The organism is uncultured Bacteroides sp. (assembly GCF_958445495.1).
In the GTDB taxonomy this organism is placed as follows: Bacteria; Bacteroidota; Bacteroidia; order Bacteroidales; family Bacteroidaceae; genus Bacteroides.
The window spans coordinates 1-19,071 of record NZ_CAUCSQ010000024.1 but is presented as its reverse complement, the minus strand read 5'-3'; the positions used below and the strand labels follow the sequence as shown (position 1 = coordinate 19,071).

The following is a 19,071-nucleotide window of genomic DNA, read 5'->3' as shown; positions in this document are numbered from 1 at the left end:
ATAATGTGAGGCCCATACCAGTCGGGCCTCTGTTAGAGTGAAATAGAAAATTATATAAAATTAAAATGTATCTCTGGATTTTATATTCCGCCGAACCATTCTCAAACTGGGAAGATTATGCTGTATGAAATAGTTTATAACCATTATAGTGACAAAATATTAAGCGTTTACTCTATTTATATAACAAAACGTTGCAAAGGTATTATAAAATTACATTAAATAGTTGAAGTGTATAAATATATTATTCAAGGAGAATATAATTATTAACATATTTTACTTTCTAAAAAAATAAGATAATTTGAAAATGTTATTTAAAGAAAGAAGCTTTGAAATCAGAATTAAAGCGAATCGCAATCATTCGTCATGGACATTCTTCCCCCAGCGGCAGACACATGCAAAAGTATTTCGACAAATATATCCTTCCGCTTATGAATCATTTGAAAATTCCGATAATACTTCTCCCCTATTTCGGCAAATACTCAATAAAGGAACTAGCAATTTCCCTTTATATAGACACTATCAGAACATTCTTTCCCTACAGGAATTAGTGAAACGAATAACTCTCTTCCTTTAGAAACAACAAGAAACAAAAGATACGGGAAAGAAAAAGAATAAGGTAAATATCCTCCATCCTGTTAATCAAGGCCATACACCTTTTTCATTATTGAAAAAATGATTTAAAGGAATCATTTGTTGGAAAATAAAACGAAGCCTCTCTATCCCCGATAGATAGAAAACGACTTATAAAAGCAAACATTAAGTAATATAAAATTACCTAATTAAAAAATAAACATTATACACACTAAAAGAGGAGTTTATTTACATAGAAACATTTGTCCTTGTCCCCAGATATTCCAGCCTCCCGAAAGAGAAAAAACTCCTCTCGCAGTTAACATCCATCTTCCTTATAATTATGCACTTCTCCATGTTTTGGACACAATATTAAGTTCGCACGTCCTCAGTACAATAAAAGAATCTGCACCTATTATATATATCAATTGAACTGCTCTATCCTAATTCCAGTATTTACTATTATTTCTTTTTTACCTTTTATTCATTGAACATATATATCCGAGCAATATCAGAAATAGAATAAAATACAGTTCACCACAAACGGTAAACCGCACTTTTATTATATTTGTGCTCTGATTACTAAAAACATAAGTACGAAACTATAAAACCCTAAGAGTTCCATAATGAAAAATCTAAAAGTAGCTTTGTTGCAAATCCTACCTGATGGTTCATTAGACAATAATCTAAAAAAGGGAATGGAATATTGCAAAAAGGCAAAAGACGCAGGTGCTGATATTGCATTATTTCCGGAGATGTGGAGTATCGGATACGAAATCCCCAAGACTTTCGATAAATTAAAAACAAGTGCAATAGCAATCGGCAGTCCGTTCATCAATTCATTTCGTAAACTTGCCGAGAAATTACAGATGGCTATCGGAATAACATTTCTTGAACAATACGAACCGTCTCCGCGAAATACACTTTGCCTGATTGACCGTTTCGGGAACATTGTGCTCACCTATGCAAAAATCCATACTTGCGACTTTGGAGATGAATACAGATTGACTGCCGGAGAAGATTTTTATGTCGCAAACCTGAATACGGCACAGGGTTACGTAAAAATCGGAGCAATGATTTGTTACGACAGGGAATTTCCGGAAAGTGCAAGAATACTCATGTTGAAAGGAGCTGAAATCATTTTAGTCCCTAATGCTTGCCCTATTGAAATTAACAGATTCTCGCAGCTCCGTACACGTGCTTATGAAAATATGGTCGGCATTGCGACTGCCAATTACCCTAAAAACACGCTTGATTGCAATGGGCGCTCGTGTGCATTTGACGGTATTGCTTACCATCCGGACGGTAGGGGTTCAAGAGACATGTCTATTTTTGAAGGCGGAGAAGATGAAGAGATCTGCATCGTGAATTTCCCCATCGAAAAACTCAGGGAATACAGGGCATACGAAGTACACGGAAACACCTATCGGCATCCGCAGAAATACAAATTGCTCGTTGAAGAAAACATAGAAGAACCATTTATCAGAAGCGATTACAGAAAATAGTTTTTGACAATTAATGATATATGAAACGACAATTACACCATTTCCGACAAGAGGTCAATTCCAGGCATACTATCTGCCTTTATTTATTTAACCTTTCAGATTTATTGTTATCTTTGCAAGGTGAACTTTAAAATAGGACAGTATGTTTGCCAAAGAAACGTATATGCAGCGCAGAGCCCTGCTAAAAAAGAAGTTAGGCTCGGGAGTTTTGTTATTTCTCGGAAATGATGAGTGCGGACTGAACTATGAAGACAACACCTTTCGTTATCGGCAGGATTCAACATTCCTTTATTATTTCGGACTTTCATGCGCCGGACTCTCGGCAGTTATTGATATTGACGAAGATAAAGAAATCATTTTCGGCGATGAGTTATCTATCGACGCTATCGTATGGATGGGGGCACAACCCACATTGCACGAAAAATGCGAACGTGTGGGAATAAAAACAACAATGCCTTCCGCCAAGATTTCCGACTATCTGCATAAATGCGTGCAAAAAGGACAAGCAATCCATTACTTGCCTCCTTATCGTCCCGAACATAAACTGAAACTGATGGATTGGCTGGGTGTCCCACCCGCACAGCAGGAAGGTTCCATACCTTTTATCCGCGCCATAGTAGCTCAACGGAACTACAAATCTGCAGAAGAAATAGCGGAAATAGAAAAAGCTTGTGACGTGACTGCCGACATGCACATCACAGCCATGAAAATACTCCGTCCGGGCATGTATGAGTATGAAGTGGTAGCGGAAATGAACCGGGTAGCGGAATCCAACAACTGCGAGCTTTCTTTTGCCATTATCGCGACAATTAACGGACAGACATTGCACAATCACTATCACGGTAATCTGGTAAAACCGGGTGATTTGTTTTTAATCGATGCCGGTGCGGAAATTGAATCAGGATATGCCGGAGACATGTCGTCTACTATCCCTGCCGATAAGAAATTCACGACTCGCCAACGGGAAATTTACGAAATCCAAAATGCCATGCATCTGGAATCGGTGAAAGCCCTTCGACCGGGAATTCCGTACATGGAGGTTTACGAGTTGTCAGCCCAGGTAATGGTGGAAGGAATGAAGACCCTCGGACTAATGAAAGGAAATACGGAAGACGCTGTGCGTGAAGGCGCCCACGCTCTGTTTTATCCGCACGGATTAGGCCACATGATGGGACTGGACGTCCATGATATGGAAAATCTGGGAGAAATTTGGGTAGGCTACAACGGGCAACCGAAAAGTACACAGTTCGGCCGTAAATCACAACGACTTGCCATTCCATTGGAACCGGGATTTGTACATACGGTAGAACCAGGTATATATTTTATTCCGGAACTGATAGATATGTGGAAAGCAGAAAAGAAATTTGCTGACTTTATCAATTATGAGAAAGTAGAAACCTATAAAGATTTTGGAGGTATCCGGAATGAAGAAGACTACCTGATTACAGAAACAGGAGCCCGCAGACTGGGAAAAAAGATTCCCCTTACCCCTGAAGAAGTAGAGGCATTAAGATAAATCGGAAATTGACCGAAACTAAAAAAGAAAGTCAACTTTCCTGCAAACAACGGAAGTTTTTTCACCACAAAGAAGAAACTTCCGTTGTTTTTTCACCGATATGTCAAATAATCCATCTAATATCACATTTTTTCTACCCTATATCTGTCAAATCTTATGTAATATTGCAATTAGATTAAAAACTGAAATTGTAAATAATAAAAAAGAAATGACACCATGAAAAAACTACTTTTATCGTTATGGCTATTATCATTAACTTTATCAGTTGCCATAGCAGAGAACTACCCTTATAGAAGTGATATCCTCTGGGTTACCGTCCCCGACCATGCCGGCTGGCTGTATGAGATAGGAGAAAAAGCAACCGTAGAAGTACAATTTTACAAATACGGTATTCCCGGCAATAATTTGACTGTTTCTTACGAAATAGGTAATGACATGATGCCGGCCGACACTCAAGGCAGTGTTGTATTAAAAAACGGAAAGGCAAAAATCCCCATAGGAACAATGGAAAAACCGGGATTCCGGGATTGCCGTTTAAAAGTGGCCGTAGATGGAAAAAACTATTCACATCATATCAAAGTAGGCTTTTCTCCGGAAAAACTTCGTCCTTATACCACAATGCCGGCCGATTTCAAAAATTTCTGGGAAAGGGCAAAAAATGAACAAGCACAATTTCCATTAACTTACACTAAAAAGCACATCGAAAAATATTCGACAGACCGGATGGACTGTTACCTCATAAAACTACAATTAAACAAACACGGACAATGTATATACGGATACCTATTCTATCCTAAGAAAAAAGGAAAATTTCCCGTCGTACTATGCCCTCCGGGAGCAGGAATCAAAACAATCAAAGAACCTCTTCGGCATAAATACTATGCAGAACAGGGTTATATCCGCTTTGAAATTGAGATACACGGCCTTCATCCGGAAATGAGTGAACAGGAATTCAAAGAAATCAGCAACGCTTTTAATGGTAAAGAAAACGGTTACCTGGCCAATGGCCTGGACAGCCGCGACAATTACTACATGAAACGGGTATATCTGGCCTGTGTCCGCAGTATCGACTTACTGGTTTCCTTACCGGAATGGGACGGTAAAAATGTCATAGTACAAGGTGGAAGTCAAGGAGGCGCATTGGCCTTGATTACCGCCGGATTGGACCAACGGGTTACCGCCTGTGTCGCCAATCACCCCGCTTTAAGCGACATGGCAGGTTACAAAGCAGGCCGGGCGGGAGGTTATCCCCATTTTTTCAGAAACTCTGCAGATATGGATACTCCGGAGAAAATAAGAATCATGTCCTATTACGATGTAGTGAACTTCGCAAAACTAATTCAGGCAAACACTTATATGACATGGGGATTCAATGATAATGTTTGCCCACCGACAACCAGCTATATAGTCTATAATGTGTTGAATTGTCCCAAAGAAGCATTAATTACGCCAATTAACGAACATTGGACTTCCGATGATACAGAATACGGACATTTACTCTGGATAAAGAAACATTTGAAGTAATTTTATTGCAAAGCCCCACCAGATTCAGATTTCGGGTTATCCGGATATTGTGAGGCTTTGCAATACTCGGTCACAAGCTCCCTATTCATCCCAATCGGATAAAGGCAACGTTTTCCTTCCATACCATTTCATCCATGCATAGGCTTTTCTTTTTCTCAGATAAAGAGCATCCCCACAGTTTTCCATCGCTTCCCAATTGAAAACTGAATGAGTACGGAATACTTTCTCCAGCCAGTAAAGTATATTATAAGTCAGAAAAGGAAGTAACATCCACCACCATGAAAGCCATAAAGACAGAATCAGTGCCGGAATCAAAGCCAAAAAGAAACATTCCCAATATTGTCTTGCATGAATTCTCAATTCCATGTCTTCCCAAACTTCCAAATATTTATACCGGGTGAAAAAGAGACCGCCTAACATAAAATAGTGTTTCTTCTTTCCCAAGAACCATTTAGCCAAAAGATTATTATAAAAAATCATATATCCACTTTTTTGTTGTATGTAATATCCTCATAACAGTATGAATAACTAAAGGTTCATTTTTTTAAGTATCATATAACAGATATTGGCTTTCCTATTTTTGGAATTACAAATAATAACCCTCGTTGTCGTTTTGTTTTTTTACTAGTTCAACTGCAATAAATAAATCACATGATTATGCAAAGTAAGTTGAAAAAATGAATATATCCTAATTTTACTGCCTAATATTTAAAACTACTCCCACCTAAAAATTCGCGAAGCAAGGAAGTAGGCGGTATTTCCTTATCTTGTACAGGAGTAAAATATTTAATAAATTTCAATAAGCGGTAAGCCTCACAATATTCCGGACAATTACGCGGAACTCCCATCAATATAGGCTCTGCATGTAGACGAAGCACGGCAAATTCAAAAAGAAGGGCTGAATTAAACATTACATCTGCATTTTCCTGATAAGGAAATATCCATTTATCTTCACCTGCACGTACGCTAGGCCAACGGGAAATCGTTTCACGGGCAGAATATCCCCGATAGTTAAAATCGCGGATAATACGGCGCAGCAAACGGTTATCGGTAGTCGGAATCCAATTATGGTCATCTAAAGAGATAGTTGTCAATGCAGACACATAAATCTTGAACTTACGTTCAGTTGGTATATGAGGCGTCAATTCAGGATTCAAGGCATGGATTCCCTCCAATATCAGGATTGTATTGTCTTCAATTTTCAGTTTATCTCCCTTAAACTCCTTTTTGCCGATAGCAAAGTTAAAACGGGGAAGTTCCACTTCTTCGCCTCGAAGCAAAGCTTCCAACTGCCGATTGAACAAATCCAGGTCAAGTGCGTAAAGCGATTCATAATCATAGTTCCCGTTTTCATCCAAAGGAGTATCTTCACGGTCTACAAAATAATTATCCAGAGAAATTGGAAAAGGTTTCAGTCCGTTTGTCATCAACTGAATGGAAAGCCTTTTGCTGAAAGTAGTCTTACCGGAAGAAGACGGTCCGGCAATCAATACCAGCTTCACTCGGCCACCATTCTCACCACGATGATAAATAGTATCTGCAATCTGAGCTATCTTCTTTTCCTGCAACGCCTCCGCGACATTAATCAAATCCGTAGCATGTCCTTTTTCACATGCAAGATTGAAATCCCCGGCATTATTGAGCCCCATGATATAACTCCAGTTCAGGTATTCCTTAAAAACATCCAACATTTTTTCCTGTTTGACAACATCTTCCAGGACTTCTGGATTTTCCCTGCTGGGAATACGCAACAGCAATCCGTCGTAATACTTCACGATATCAAACAATTTAAGATAGCCGGTACTCGGCAACAGATTGCCATAATAATAATCGACAGTATCGCCCAATGTATAATAATAGGTATAAAGAGAACCGGAAGTTTCGAGCAGCCTCACCTTATCATCCATCCCTCGTTCACTGAAAACACGTACGGCCTCGGCAGTATGGCACTCAATGCGGTGATAAGGAATATCTTCCGCAATGATTTCCTGCATCCGCTGCTTGATACGTGTCACATCCTCCAATCCGACAGGACGTCCGATACGCAAATTGCAAAAATACCCCTTCGACACAGGATGCTCGACAAATAATTTTCCATCGGGAAACAGTTCCGTGACAGCCTTAAACAAAACAAAACAAAGCGAACGGACATAAGTACGCATACCGGACTGGTCCCTCACATCCAAAAACTCGACATCCTTATTATTATAGACCCTGAAATTCAACCCTTCAGAACGGTTGTTCACCTTAGCGCTTACTACCTGATAAGGAAAATTAAGATTAAAACCGTAATAAATATCCAAAAGTGAGCTTCCGATAGGGAATTCTTTGGAATTATTGTTATTTTTGCAACATATTTGTAACATCTGTTTCATCGAGTTCGTTAAAAGGTGAATAATTTGGGACTAATATACTTATAATCAGATTGAGAACAAATAACCATTAAAAATATTATAGATGGAATATTCTTTTTATGATTTTTTAAAGCTCATTGGTTCATTAGGGCTCTTCCTATACGGGATGAAAATAATGAGCGAGGGCTTGCAAAAGGTCGCAGGTGACAGACTACGAAGCATCTTGACGGCAATGACAACGAACCGGGTAACAGGTGTATTGACAGGCGTGTTAATTACAGCCCTTATCCAATCCTCTTCAGCAACAACGGTAATGGTCGTCAGTTTTGTCAATGCCGGACTGCTTACACTTGCCGAATCCATCAGTGTCATCATGGGTGCCAATATCGGTACTACGGTAACAGCCTGGATTATTTCCATTTTCGGATTTAAGGTCGACATGGCCGCTTTTGCCCTTCCTCTCCTCGCTATCGCTCTCCCGCTCATCTTTTCCGGTAAAAGCAACCGTAAATCCATCGGTGAATTTATTTTCGGTTTCTCCTTCCTTTTCATGGGCCTCTCTTACCTGAAAGAGAATGCCCCCGACCTGAATGCCAATCCGGAAATGCTCGCTTTCGTACAGAATTATACGGACATGGGATTTTTCTCTATCCTCCTGTTCCTGTTTATCGGTACCATATTAACCATGATTGTACAGGCATCGGCAGCCACCATGGCTATTACGTTAATCATGTGCGCCAACGGCTGGATCAGTCTGGAACTCGGAGCCGCACTCGTGCTCGGTGAAAATATCGGAACCACCATCACGGCCAACCTTGCCGCACTTACAGCCAACACCCAAGCCAAACGGGCCGCATTAGCCCACTTTGTATTCAACGTATTCGGCGTCATCTGGGTATTGATAATTTTCCATCCTTTCATGCAATTTGTCAATTGGGTAGTAGACACCTTCTTCCATACAAACAACCCGGAAGTAGCCATTTCATACAAACTGTCCGCTTTCCACTCCATTTTCAATATCTGCAACGTATGTGTTTTAATCTGGGGAGTAAAATTGATAGAACGTACCGTATGCGCCCTGATTCATCCGAAAGAAGAAGACGAAGAACCGAGACTGCGTTTTATCACCGGCGGCATGCTCTCTACCGCAGAACTTTCCATCCTGCAGGCACGTAAGGAAATCCACCTTTTTGCAGAACGTACCCATCGCATGTTCGGCATGGTACAAGATTTGTTACACACGGAAAAGGACGATGATTTCAACAAACTATTCAGCCGGATAGAGAAGTATGAAAATATCAGCGACAATATGGAGTTGGAAATCGCAAACTATCTGAACCAAGTATCCGAAGGCCGCCTAAGTTCCGAAAGCAAACTGCAAATACGCGCCATGTTGCGTGAAGTTACAGAGATTGAAAGCATCGGTGACAGTTGTTATAACCTGGCCCGTACCATTAACCGGAAACGCCAGACGAATCAAGAATTTACCGAGAAACAATACGAACACATTCACTTCATGATGAAACTTACCAACGATGCCCTCGCGCAAATGATTATAGTGGTAGAAAAAACGGAGCATCAAAGTATTGACATCAATAAGTCCTTCAACATTGAAAATGAAATCAACAACTACCGTAACCAACTGAAAAATCAGAATATCCTGGACGTAAATAACAAAGAATATGATTATCAGATGGGAGTCTATTATATGGATATTATCGCTGAATGCGAGAAATTGGGCGATTATGTAGTCAATGTAGTAGAAGCAAGTAGTGATGTAAAAGAAAAGAAAGCTTCTTGAAACTGAAACGAGAAACAACACAGAAGTACACTCGATAAAAAACGCCGATTTCCACCCTATCGACAGACATCCGGACTCCCCTTTCTCTTGTGCAGGAAAGGGGAGTCCTTATTGATAAGAAATAACAAGATAATAAAAAGGCCGGACACATACATAATCGCATCCGGCCGCTTTTTTCCCTTTAAATAAATTTCCTTTCTGTCTTTATCCTTCGTACGGTTCAAAATCTTCTTTTCCTACTCCGCATAACGGACAGGTCCAATCGTCCGGAATATCTTCAAATGCAGTTCCCGGTTCAATACCGCTTTCCGGATCTCCTAATTCAGGGTCGTAAATATACTCACAGACCATGCAAATGTACTTCTTCATAACGTTCGTATTTTTATTGGTTTTCTTAATAGTATAACATAAATAGCCCGATATTTGTTCAATACTTTTTCTATACTTAGAGAAAAAAATTATCTTTGTAATCATATTAACCAAACTGAAACAACAATATTACACCATGTTAATTGCATTACTATCGATATCCGTCATCTTATGTACTATCCTGCTAACCTGTTTCTTACGGGAACGTAAAAAATCTCGTCGGATACAACAACGATTATTGGAAGAATCAAACAAATTAAAGCACACCAATCATATCGCCAGCGCTATCCTAAAAAACGTACATGCTTTTATCCTATTAATAGACAATGATTTCAAGGTCTTAAAGACCAACTATTATCAAAAGACCGGTACAAGAAAGGAAACAGAAGAAAAAAGAGTGGGTGATTTATTGCAATGCCGTAATGCATTGTCTTCCGAAGGAGGCTGCGGAACACACATTTACTGTAATTCCTGTCCCATACGGATAGCCATACATCAGGCATTCGAACAAAAGAAAGGCTTCACGGACCTTGAAGCGACACTATCCGTTGTTACTTCAGACAAAAATACCATTGAATGCAACGCCGTCATATCCGGCTCCTACTTCTCCCTTAATGAAAAAGAGAACATGGTCCTCACCGTACATGACATTACCCGCCAGAAAAAGATTGAAAGAGAGCTAAAATCAGCCAAAGAAAAAGCAGAGAAAGCGAATCTCTCAAAATCAGTATTTTTAGCAAATATGAGTCATGAAATCCGTACCCCCTTGAATGCAATTACCGGATTTGCAGAAATACTCGCCAGCGCAAACACGGAAGAAGAGAAAGCGCAATACCAGGAAATTATCAGAATGAATGCCGACCTTTTGATGCAATTAGTCAATGACATCCTCGACATGTCCAAAATAGAAGCCGGAATTTTGGAATTTGTATATTCAACGGTCGACATCAATTTATTGTTATCCGATTTACAACAATTCTTTCAGATGAAAGCAAACGACGCCGGGACAAAGGTACGGATCATATCAGAACCTTCACTTCCCTCCTGCCTCATACAAACCGACCGTAACCGGGTTGCACAAGTAATCTCCAACTTTATAACCAATGCCATCAAATTTACCAGAGAAGGCAGCATACGTGTCGGTTACGAAGCCAGAGAGACCGAACTTTACTTTTATGTGAAAGATACCGGCATAGGAATACCTGCAGAAAAATTACCGGAAATATTCGGACGCTTTGTAAAGTTGAATAAAGACAAAAAAGGTGCCGGACTGGGACTCTCGATTTCCCAAGCAATCGTAACCAGACTAAACGGGCGAATCGGAGCGGATTCTACAGAAGGAAAAGGATCTACATTCTGGTTTACAATCCCCTATATTTCATGCGGGAAACCCACATAAGAAAATCAACTTCATAAAAAATTTTAATTAAATATATATCACGATTATATATTGTACCTTTGCAAAGAGTAAACTAAACGCATGTATCTGCATGAGTACAAATAAAAATGATTATCACTTAGGACTTACCGACAATGAAGTCCTGCAAAGCAGGGAGAAAAACGGTGTGAACCTATTGACACCTCCCAAACGTCCTTCTTTATGGAAACTGTATCTTGAAAAATTTGAAGACCCGGTTGTACGTGTCCTGCTAATCGCAGCAATATTTTCACTAATCATTTCTATCATTGAAAATGAATATGCCGAAACCATAGGTATCATAGCCGCTATTCTATTGGCTACAGGCATCGGCTTCTTTTTCGAATATGATGCCAATAAAAAATTCGACTTGCTCAATGCCGTTAACGAAGAAACCCTAGTTAAAGTAATTCGCAACGGACATGTACAGGAAATCCCCCGTAAAGACGTAGTGGTAGGAGATATCATCATTCTGGAAACAGGAGAAGAGATACCCGCCGACGGAGAATTGATAGAAGCTATCTCCCTGCAGGTAAACGAATCCAACCTGACAGGAGAACCTATCATCAACAAAACGACGGTAAAAGCGGATTTCGACGAAGAGGCCACCTATGCCTCCAATCTGGTAATGCGCGGCACTACAGTCGTTGACGGACATGGCACCATGCGCGTCCTGCATGTAGGAGACGCAACGGAAATCGGAAAAGTGGCCCGTCAAAGCACGGAAGAAAATATGGAACCCACTCCGTTGAACATACAATTGACAAAACTTGCGAACCTGATTGGGAAAATAGGTTTTACTGTAGCCGGTCTTGCTTTTCTCATTTTCTTTGTCAAAGATGTACTGTTATACTTTGATTTCGGTACGTTAAACGGCTGGCACGAATGGCTTCCGGTATTTGAACGGACACTCAAATACTTCATGATGGCCGTAACCCTGATTGTAGTCGCCGTTCCCGAAGGGTTACCGATGAGTGTCACCCTCAGTCTGGCATTAAATATGCGTCGCATGCTTTCCACTAACAATCTGGTACGGAAAATGCATGCTTGCGAAACGATGGGAGCCATCACCGTCATCTGTACGGATAAAACCGGTACGCTGACACAAAACCTGATGCAGGTACATGAACCCAATTTCTACGGAATCAAAGACGGCCGTAATCTGGCAGACGACGATATTAGCGCACTGATTGCGGAAGGAATCAGTGCCAACTCAACCGCTTTCCTCGAAAATACAGAAACCGGAGAAAAGCCCAAAGGAGTAGGAAACCCTACAGAAGTAGCTTTGTTGTTGTGGTTAAACAGCCAGGGAAAGAACTATTTGGAACTCCGTGAAAACGCACGTGTTCTCGACCAGTTGACGTTCTCCACGGAACGTAAGTTCATGGCTACTCTTGTAGAATCCCCATTAATCGGAAAAAAGATTCTTTATATCAAAGGAGCTCCCGAAATCGTTTTAGGCAAATGCAAAGAAGTCATCTTAGACGGAAGACAGGTAGACACTGTCGAATATCGTTCAACAGTAGAAGCTCAATTGTTGAACTACCAGAATATGGCAATGCGTACCCTCGGATTTGCATTTAAAATCGTTGAAAAAGATGCCCCCGACGACTGTACGGAACTGGTAACAAAAAACGATTTGAACTTCTTAGGAGTCGTTGCCATATCCGACCCGATTCGCCCGGACGTACCTGCTGCCGTAGCCAAATGCCAATCGGCAGGCATTGATATAAAAATCGTAACCGGAGACACTCCGGGAACAGCGACCGAAATAGCACGCCAGATAGGTCTTTGGAATCCGGAAACAGATACCGAAAAGAACCGAATCACCGGCGTTGCATTTGCCGAACTCAGCGACAAAGAAGCACTCGACAGAGTTATGGACCTGAAAATCATGTCCCGTGCCCGTCCTACAGACAAGCAACGCCTGGTACAACTACTCCAGAAAAAAGAAGCGGTAGTGGCCGTAACCGGAGACGGAACAAACGACGCCCCTGCCTTGAACCATGCTCAAGTAGGTTTGTCAATGGGGACAGGGACCTCCGTCGCCAAAGAAGCCAGCGACATAACATTGCTTGACGACTCGTTCAATAGCATCGGAACCGCAGTCATGTGGGGACGTTCGCTTTATAAAAATATCCAGCGTTTCATCGTGTTCCAATTAACAATCAACTTTGTCGCGCTGCTTATCGTCCTGCTGGGTTCTGTTATCGGTACGGAACTCCCGTTGACCGTAACACAAATGTTATGGGTCAATCTGATAATGGATACTTTTGCCGCCCTGGCACTGGCCTCTATTCCACCTAGCGAAACAGTAATGCTTGAGAAACCGCGCCGCAGTACCGACTTCATCATCAGTAAAGCGATGTGGTCCAATATAGTAGGCACAGGAAGCATTTTCCTGATAATACTTCTCGGAATGATTTATTATTTCGACCATAGCGAACAAGGGATGGATATACATAATCTTACCATCTTTTTTACCTTCTTCGTCATGCTGCAATTCTGGAATCTTTTTAACGCACGTGTATTCGGAACTACCGATTCCGCATTTAAAGGACTTTCCAAATCGTACGGCATGGAATTTATCGTATTTGCTATCTTAGCCGGACAATTCCTGATTGTACAATTCGGCGGAGCTGTATTCCGTACAGAACCGCTCGACTGGCAAACTTGGCTTCTCATCACAGGCGTCTCGTCTATGGTGTTATGGATAGGGGAATTAGTCCGCCTTATTCAACGTATGAGTCACAAAAGAGAAAGAAATGAAAAGTAAAGGAATTAAAAACCTTCTTATTGATTTAGGCGGAGTACTTATCAATCTCGACCGTCAGTGTTGTGTCGAAAATTTTCAGAAATTAGGACTCCGGAATATCGGAGAGTTATTAGACATATCCAACCCAAACGGCATTCTGATGCAACAGGAAAAAGGTTTGATTAGTTCTTCCGAATTCCGTAACAAGGTCCGTGAAATGACGGATAAGCCGATAAGCGATGAACAAATCGATACTGCTTGGAACAGCTTCCTGGTAGATATACCGGCATACAAACTCGACCTACTATTAAAACTACGAGAGAAATACGTAGTTTATTTGTTAAGCAACACCAATGAAATTCACTGGAAATGGACATGCGAACACCTATTTCCCTATCGTACTTTCAAAGTAGAAGATTATTTTGAGAAAACCTACCTCTCCTTTGAAATGAAAATGGCAAAACCGGATCCGGAGATATTCAAGACAATTTTAGAAGATGCCGGAATCGAACCGGAAGAGACCCTATTCATCGACGATTCCGAAATTAACTGTAAAGCCGCCCGGAATTTAGGTATTTCTACCTACACGGCAAAAGCCGGGGAAGACTGGAGCCATCTCTTTGTCGGCAAATAAGCTTATAGATATGCAGATAATACGTGATGCAACAGCCATTGTTCCCAAACCCTGCGTAGCCACAATCGGCTTCTTCGACGGGGTACATGCAGGACACCGCTATCTAATCCGGCAAGTAAAAGAGATAGCGGCGGTTAAAGGGCTGCACTCTGCACTAGTCACCTTTCCGGTTCATCCTCGGAAAGTCATGAATACAGACTATCGGCCAGAACTTCTAACCACCTTGGAAGAAAAGATAAACCTGCTTGCCGATACGGGAGTCGATTATTGCCTAATGCTTGACTTCACCCCGGACATCTCACAACTGACCGCGCGGGAATTCATGGCAAAATTGCTGAAAGAACGTTATCAGGTAGAATGTTTGGTGATTGGTTACGACCATCGTTTCGGGCATAACCGCAGTGAAGGGTTTGAAGACTACGTACGCTACGGAAAAGAAATCGGTATCGAAGTAATCCGTGCACAAGCATATACCGGCCGCATAGAAATAGAAACCATCCGGAACATTCCGATAAGTTCCTCCTTGATTCGTAAACTTCTTCACGAAGGAGAAGTCGAGGTAGCGGCCCGTTGCCTGCAATATGACTATTTTCTGGACGGAACAGTCGTAGGCGGCTACCAGGTAGGACGAAAAATAGGATTTCCGACTGCTAACCTAAACATAGACAATCCGGATAAACTCATTCCGGCTGACGGCGTATATGCCGTATGGGTAACACTGGATGAAAAAACATACATGGGAATGTTGAATATAGGTATCCGCCCGACAATCGATAACGGTCCCAACCGGACCATAGAGGTGAATATCCTTCATTTCCACTCCGATATATACAATAAACTTATTCGGATCACTCTGATAAAACGGACACGTCCTGAACTGAAATTCTCCGGTATCAATGAATTGATAACCCAACTCCATAAAGATGCCGAAGAGGCAGAAACGATTCTTCTTGCCAGCAAGAACCGGTCACAACTCAATTTCCAGACAGGTGAACCATTCAATTAATAACCCGAAACTAACTAAAAATAGATTCTTATGCAAAAGTCATTTATGAGCATCTCTCTCGTAGTAATTGCTATCTCCATGTTAGCCATGTTCATTTGCAATTTCTTCGCAACCAAATGAAAAAAAGGTATGAAAACCGCTATCAAACTAGTATTAATAGACCTTATCATCGCCCAGATTATCGCACCCATCCTGATTATGATTCCCTGTGCCGTCTATTTATTTATAACTACAGGTGATGCGGATGCAGTCCGTCTGACACAAATGATTATGATTCCGGCACAATTAACCGGCCAAATCATGATGGGCATTTATTTATGGAAAGCAGGTTACATCAGCATGAAAAAGGAATCATGGTCACCCGTATCAGCCTCTTATCTGCTTTGTAGCGCAATAGCAATCCTTACATGCGGATTCGTCGTATCTTCATTAACAAGCCTGCTGGATTGGCTTCCCAACCTTATGGAACAATCCTTCAATATCCTCCAATCCGGTTGGGGAGGAATTCTGGCAATCGCCATCGTAGGTCCCGTACTTGAAGAATTATTGTTCCGCGGAGCAATAACCAAAGCACTGTTACAACAATATCATCCAACTAAAGCGATTCTTATTTCAGCATTATTATTCGGCATCTTCCACATCAATCCGGTCCAGATACTCCCGGCATTTCTAATCGGTATTCTATTGGCATGGAGCTACTATAAAACCGGTAGCCTGATACCATGCATACTGATGCATATACTCAACAACTCTCTATCGGTATATCTCAGTATCAAATATCCCGAAGTGGAAAGTATGAACGATTTGATTAACAGTACACCATATACGGTTGTTTTATCGGGTGCGATTCTTGTATCTGCCGGCATTCTGCTAGGCATGAACCGCATTACTTCCAAAAAACAACAATAAAAAAGGGAAGCATTTACTTCCCTTCTTTTGCTTTAAACGCCAGCGCATACATCCGTATCTGCTTTACCATAGACAATAACCCATTACTACGTGTAGGAGACAGATGTTCCTTTAACCCAATCTTATCTATAAAATAAAGGTCGGCATTCAATATTTCGTCAGGAGTATGCCCTGAAAGAACTTTAATCAACAAAGCGATAATTCCTTTTACAATCAAAGCATCACTTTCCGCTTTAAACACAATTTTTCCATCCACATCATCCGCCTGAAGCCATACCCTGCTTTGGCATCCTTCAATCAGATTCTGTTCCGTTTTATATTTCTCATCAAGCGGTTCCTGCTCATTTCCCAAGTCAATAAGTAGCTGATAGCGATCCATCCAATCATCGAAATCACTGAATTCAGCAATCACTTCGTCTTGTAATTCATTAATTGACATTATAAAATAACTATTAAATTAGACAATATACCAACGTACCGGAAAACATGCTCCCGTCCAATCGGTTCATTGGGCAGTCAGCACATTGACGCATTACCATTATCATTTTTCATTATAGATGACTTCCAACACCGTCTGTCCGACAGCTTTCAGCGTATTCCTGTCTATATGCTCCATATTATCATTGACAGTATGCCAAGTCGGAGTAAAGTCCCCTTCAGAATTATACGGTATGATATCAATCGTCTTAATACGAGCCAGACGATTGACAAACAGATGGTCATCCGTAACAAGTCCGCCGTTTCCATCCATGAAAACCTTTCCGTTGCCTGTTTTTTTTGCAGCCTTCCAGACCTTCTTATTGATATCCGGAGCAAATTCCTCAGAATATCCTTCCTTCATAAATACACTGCCCGCGCCGCCTACCATATCCAGCAAAATTCCAAAACGGGCATTATACCCCTGTACATGAGGATTACGCGCCCAGTACTGCGACCCTAAACACCAGAATTCCTCTTTATGCTGGCCTTCGTAAAACTGCGGAGCGCCATAATCTTCCGCATCAAAGAAAATTATATCAATGCCCAGTTCCGGTTGCTGCCGATTCACCAGACGGGCTATTTCCAGCAAAACTCCCACACCGCTAGCCCCGTCATTCGCTCCTAAGACAGGAGTCTTATGATTTTTCACATCAGGGTCATTGTCTGCCCACGGACGGGTATCCCAGTGCGCAAATAAAGCAATTCTTTTTTTAGACTCCGGTTTATAAGAACCGATAATATTCCTTGCCTTCAACAACACACCGTCATAAGCAATCAAATCCGCATATTGATTAGTAACCCGGGCACCGAAAGCTTCCAATTGCTCCGCAAGATAATTGCCACAAGCCACATGTTCCTTGGTGTTAGGAACCCGGGGCCCGAAATCAACCTGCTTCTTTACATATAAATAAGCACTGTCCGCATCAAACTGCGGTACGTTCACAACAATTTTCTCACGTTGCTCACTTGTATTATTTGCCTTATTGCTTCCTCCGCAAGAAAAAGCCGAGAACAATAAAAAGGCACTTGCCAATGATATCATAGATTTCTTTTTCATCGTCCTTTCATTCATTAAAGCCTCAAAATTAGTCATTTTCGTCACAGTATTACCCAGATGACATAGATTATTAACAAATAAACTTCAATTCCACATTTTTCTTTCCGACAACAAGCTCTATCCGGGCGCCACTAATCAACGGGAAATTACGTGTAACATGCCCTACCGGAAAATTAAAACATACCGGATAGTCATATTCCGCCACCAAATCCGCCAAAGCCGCATACAAATCCTTACCCAGCGAACGGTCTTCCTCATACTCCGTAAATTGCCCGACAATCAGTCCGGACAACTTCCCCAGCACACCTCCCAGTTTCAGATTATACATCATACGTTCAACGGCATGCGGACGTTCACTGACATCCTCAATGAACAAAACAATCCCTTCCGCCGGAATATCATAGGGAGTACCGCGCAAACCGTAAGCCACCGCCATATTCCCGCCGCGTAAAATTCCCTGCGTACTTCCCCGCCTGTTCAGTTTATGCTTCTCACAAGTGTACACAGGCAAGTTTCCGAATAACATATCTTTCAAATAACCGGCACAAACATCATCTTCCGGTTCCACCGTAAGATGCCGTGCCATCAATGAGTGCAGAGAAGCATATCCGTTTTTCTGAAACAAACCATGCAAAGCAGTGATATCACTAAAGCCAATCAGCCATTTCGGATGTTCGCAAAAAACTGTAAAATCAAGTTTATCCACCAAATGTACGGCTCCATATCCTCCACGGCTGCATAAAATAGCCTTTGCCTTCGAATCGTCCATCGCATCCTGCAAATCTTTCAAACGTTGCCTGACCGTTCCGGCATATCTTCCGGACGCACCTCCGGCATGCTTCCCCATTACCACCTTCAAACCCCATGATTCGAGCCGTTTCTTTGCACCTTTCAAGAACAATTTGTCTATCTTACTGGAAGGCGATACGATAATGACTTTATCACCTTTTTGTAAAAAAGGAGGAAATTGAATATCCATAACATCTATTTCTATTTTATCCGCAGATTTTATTTGCAAAAATACACGAAAAAACGATTCTATGCATACCAGCTCACAAAAACAAATAAAATATAGCAAAATGTTACATAACAGATGCATTTTTTCGAGTTACAATCGTCATTTTTTCAATCATTTTTCTGATATTTGCTAAAAATCTAACGTTATGGAACCTAT

The 19,071-nt window shown here is 41.3% G+C and carries 15 protein-coding genes; 9 read left to right on the top strand and 6 right to left on the bottom strand.

Going from position 1 to position 19,071, the window contains the following annotated elements; all coding sequences use genetic code 11:
- Window positions 1–1,196 precede the first annotated feature (1,196 nt).
- From Q5076_RS09995 to Q5076_RS09985, 3 genes are all read left to right on the top strand, one after another.
- Window positions 1,197–2,075, top strand: coding sequence for a carbon-nitrogen hydrolase family protein (locus tag Q5076_RS09995; RefSeq protein ID WP_303012860.1), 879 nt, complete (start codon window positions 1,197–1,199; stop codon window positions 2,073–2,075).
- A gap of 142 nt (window positions 2,076–2,217) precedes the next feature.
- A complete protein-coding gene (locus Q5076_RS09990; RefSeq protein ID WP_303012859.1) occupies window positions 2,218–3,591 on the top strand; it encodes an aminopeptidase P family protein in 1,374 nt (457 codons plus the stop codon).
- Window positions 3,592–3,807: 216 nt separating this feature from the next.
- Window positions 3,808–5,115, top strand: a complete 1,308-nt coding sequence (locus Q5076_RS09985; protein WP_303012858.1) for an acetylxylan esterase — start codon at window positions 3,808–3,810, stop codon at window positions 5,113–5,115.
- 81 nt (window positions 5,116–5,196) lie between these two features.
- Here Q5076_RS09985 and Q5076_RS09980 read toward each other — a convergent pair whose 3' ends face one another.
- Both Q5076_RS09980 and Q5076_RS09975 read right to left on the bottom strand, forming a co-directional pair.
- Entirely contained in the window at window positions 5,197–5,595 is a 399-nt protein-coding gene (locus tag Q5076_RS09980; protein ID WP_303012856.1) for a hypothetical protein, read from the bottom strand.
- 221 nt (window positions 5,596–5,816) lie between these two features.
- Window positions 5,817–7,490, bottom strand: coding sequence for a nucleoside kinase (locus tag Q5076_RS09975; protein ID WP_303012854.1), 1,674 nt, complete (start codon window positions 7,488–7,490; stop codon window positions 5,817–5,819).
- Window positions 7,491–7,572: 82 nt separating this feature from the next.
- Between Q5076_RS09975 and Q5076_RS09970 the strand changes: the two genes are divergently transcribed.
- Window positions 7,573–9,270 (top strand): Na/Pi cotransporter family protein, encoded by a 1,698-nt coding sequence (locus Q5076_RS09970; protein ID WP_303012853.1) that lies wholly within the window; start codon window positions 7,573–7,575, stop codon window positions 9,268–9,270.
- A gap of 204 nt (window positions 9,271–9,474) precedes the next feature.
- Here the strand turns inward: Q5076_RS09970 and rd are convergent, their stop codons facing one another.
- Entirely contained in the window at window positions 9,475–9,639 is a 165-nt protein-coding gene (rd, locus tag Q5076_RS09965) for a rubredoxin (RefSeq protein WP_303012852.1), read from the bottom strand.
- A gap of 223 nt (window positions 9,640–9,862) precedes the next feature.
- On the opposite strand from rd, the gene Q5076_RS09960 reads away from it, so the two are divergent.
- The 5 genes from Q5076_RS09960 (at window position 9,863) to Q5076_RS09940 (ending at window position 16,360) form a co-directional block, all read left to right on the top strand.
- On the top strand, window positions 9,863–11,038 hold the full coding sequence (locus Q5076_RS09960) for a sensor histidine kinase KdpD (protein ID WP_303012896.1): 1,176 nt from the start codon (window positions 9,863–9,865) through the stop codon (window positions 11,036–11,038).
- Between the two features lie 91 nt (window positions 11,039–11,129).
- A complete protein-coding gene (locus Q5076_RS09955; protein ID WP_303012850.1) occupies window positions 11,130–13,832 on the top strand; it encodes a calcium-translocating P-type ATPase, PMCA-type in 2,703 nt (900 codons plus the stop codon).
- The gene (locus Q5076_RS09950) at window positions 13,822–14,445 is read left to right on the top strand and encodes an HAD family phosphatase (protein ID WP_303012849.1); all 624 of its coding nucleotides are present in this window, start codon (window positions 13,822–13,824) and stop codon (window positions 14,443–14,445) included. Before Q5076_RS09955 ends, Q5076_RS09950 begins: the two co-directional genes overlap by 11 nt.
- Before the next feature lie 10 nt (window positions 14,446–14,455).
- Complete coding sequence (ribF, locus tag Q5076_RS09945) at window positions 14,456–15,451, top strand: riboflavin biosynthesis protein RibF (RefSeq protein WP_303012847.1); 996 nt, start codon at window positions 14,456–14,458, stop codon at window positions 15,449–15,451.
- Between the two features lie 129 nt (window positions 15,452–15,580).
- Window positions 15,581–16,360, top strand: coding sequence for a CPBP family intramembrane glutamic endopeptidase (locus Q5076_RS09940; RefSeq protein WP_303012846.1), 780 nt, complete (start codon window positions 15,581–15,583; stop codon window positions 16,358–16,360).
- A 13-nt stretch (window positions 16,361–16,373) separates the two neighbouring features.
- On the opposite strand, the gene Q5076_RS09935 is transcribed toward Q5076_RS09940, so the two are convergent.
- From Q5076_RS09935 to Q5076_RS09925, 3 genes are all read right to left on the bottom strand, one after another.
- Entirely contained in the window at window positions 16,374–16,799 is a 426-nt protein-coding gene (locus Q5076_RS09935; RefSeq protein ID WP_303012845.1) for a SufE family protein, read from the bottom strand.
- A gap of 102 nt (window positions 16,800–16,901) precedes the next feature.
- Window positions 16,902–17,897, bottom strand: a complete 996-nt coding sequence (locus Q5076_RS09930; protein WP_303012844.1) for a M28 family peptidase — start codon at window positions 17,895–17,897, stop codon at window positions 16,902–16,904.
- Between the two features lie 70 nt (window positions 17,898–17,967).
- On the bottom strand, window positions 17,968–18,876 hold the full coding sequence (locus Q5076_RS09925; protein WP_303012843.1) for an LD-carboxypeptidase: 909 nt from the start codon (window positions 18,874–18,876) through the stop codon (window positions 17,968–17,970).
- Window positions 18,877–19,071 lie beyond the last annotated feature (195 nt).

Coding starts and splice junctions, on each gene's coding strand:
- Q5076_RS09935 (WP_303012845.1), bottom strand. CDS start 16,799: ATGTCAATTAATGAATTACAAGACGAAGTGATTGCTGAATTCAGTGAT.
- Q5076_RS09925 (WP_303012843.1), bottom strand. CDS start 18,876: ATGGATATTCAATTTCCTCCTTTTTTACAAAAAGGTGATAAAGTCATT.
- Q5076_RS09940 (WP_303012846.1), top strand. CDS start 15,581: ATGAAAACCGCTATCAAACTAGTATTAATAGACCTTATCATCGCCCAG.
- ribF (WP_303012847.1), top strand. CDS start 14,456: ATGCAGATAATACGTGATGCAACAGCCATTGTTCCCAAACCCTGCGTA.
- Q5076_RS09990 (WP_303012859.1), top strand. CDS start 2,218: ATGTTTGCCAAAGAAACGTATATGCAGCGCAGAGCCCTGCTAAAAAAG.
- rd (WP_303012852.1), bottom strand. CDS start 9,639: ATGAAGAAGTACATTTGCATGGTCTGTGAGTATATTTACGACCCTGAA.
- Q5076_RS09995 (WP_303012860.1), top strand. CDS start 1,197: ATGAAAAATCTAAAAGTAGCTTTGTTGCAAATCCTACCTGATGGTTCA.
- Q5076_RS09970 (WP_303012853.1), top strand. CDS start 7,573: ATGGAATATTCTTTTTATGATTTTTTAAAGCTCATTGGTTCATTAGGG.
- Q5076_RS09955 (WP_303012850.1), top strand. CDS start 11,130: ATGAGTACAAATAAAAATGATTATCACTTAGGACTTACCGACAATGAA.
- Q5076_RS09985 (WP_303012858.1), top strand. CDS start 3,808: ATGAAAAAACTACTTTTATCGTTATGGCTATTATCATTAACTTTATCA.
- Q5076_RS09975 (WP_303012854.1), bottom strand. CDS start 7,490: ATGAAACAGATGTTACAAATATGTTGCAAAAATAACAATAATTCCAAA.
- Q5076_RS09930 (WP_303012844.1), bottom strand. CDS start 17,897: ATGAAAAAGAAATCTATGATATCATTGGCAAGTGCCTTTTTATTGTTC.
- Q5076_RS09950 (WP_303012849.1), top strand. CDS start 13,822: ATGAAAAGTAAAGGAATTAAAAACCTTCTTATTGATTTAGGCGGAGTA.
- Q5076_RS09980 (WP_303012856.1), bottom strand. CDS start 5,595: ATGATTTTTTATAATAATCTTTTGGCTAAATGGTTCTTGGGAAAGAAG.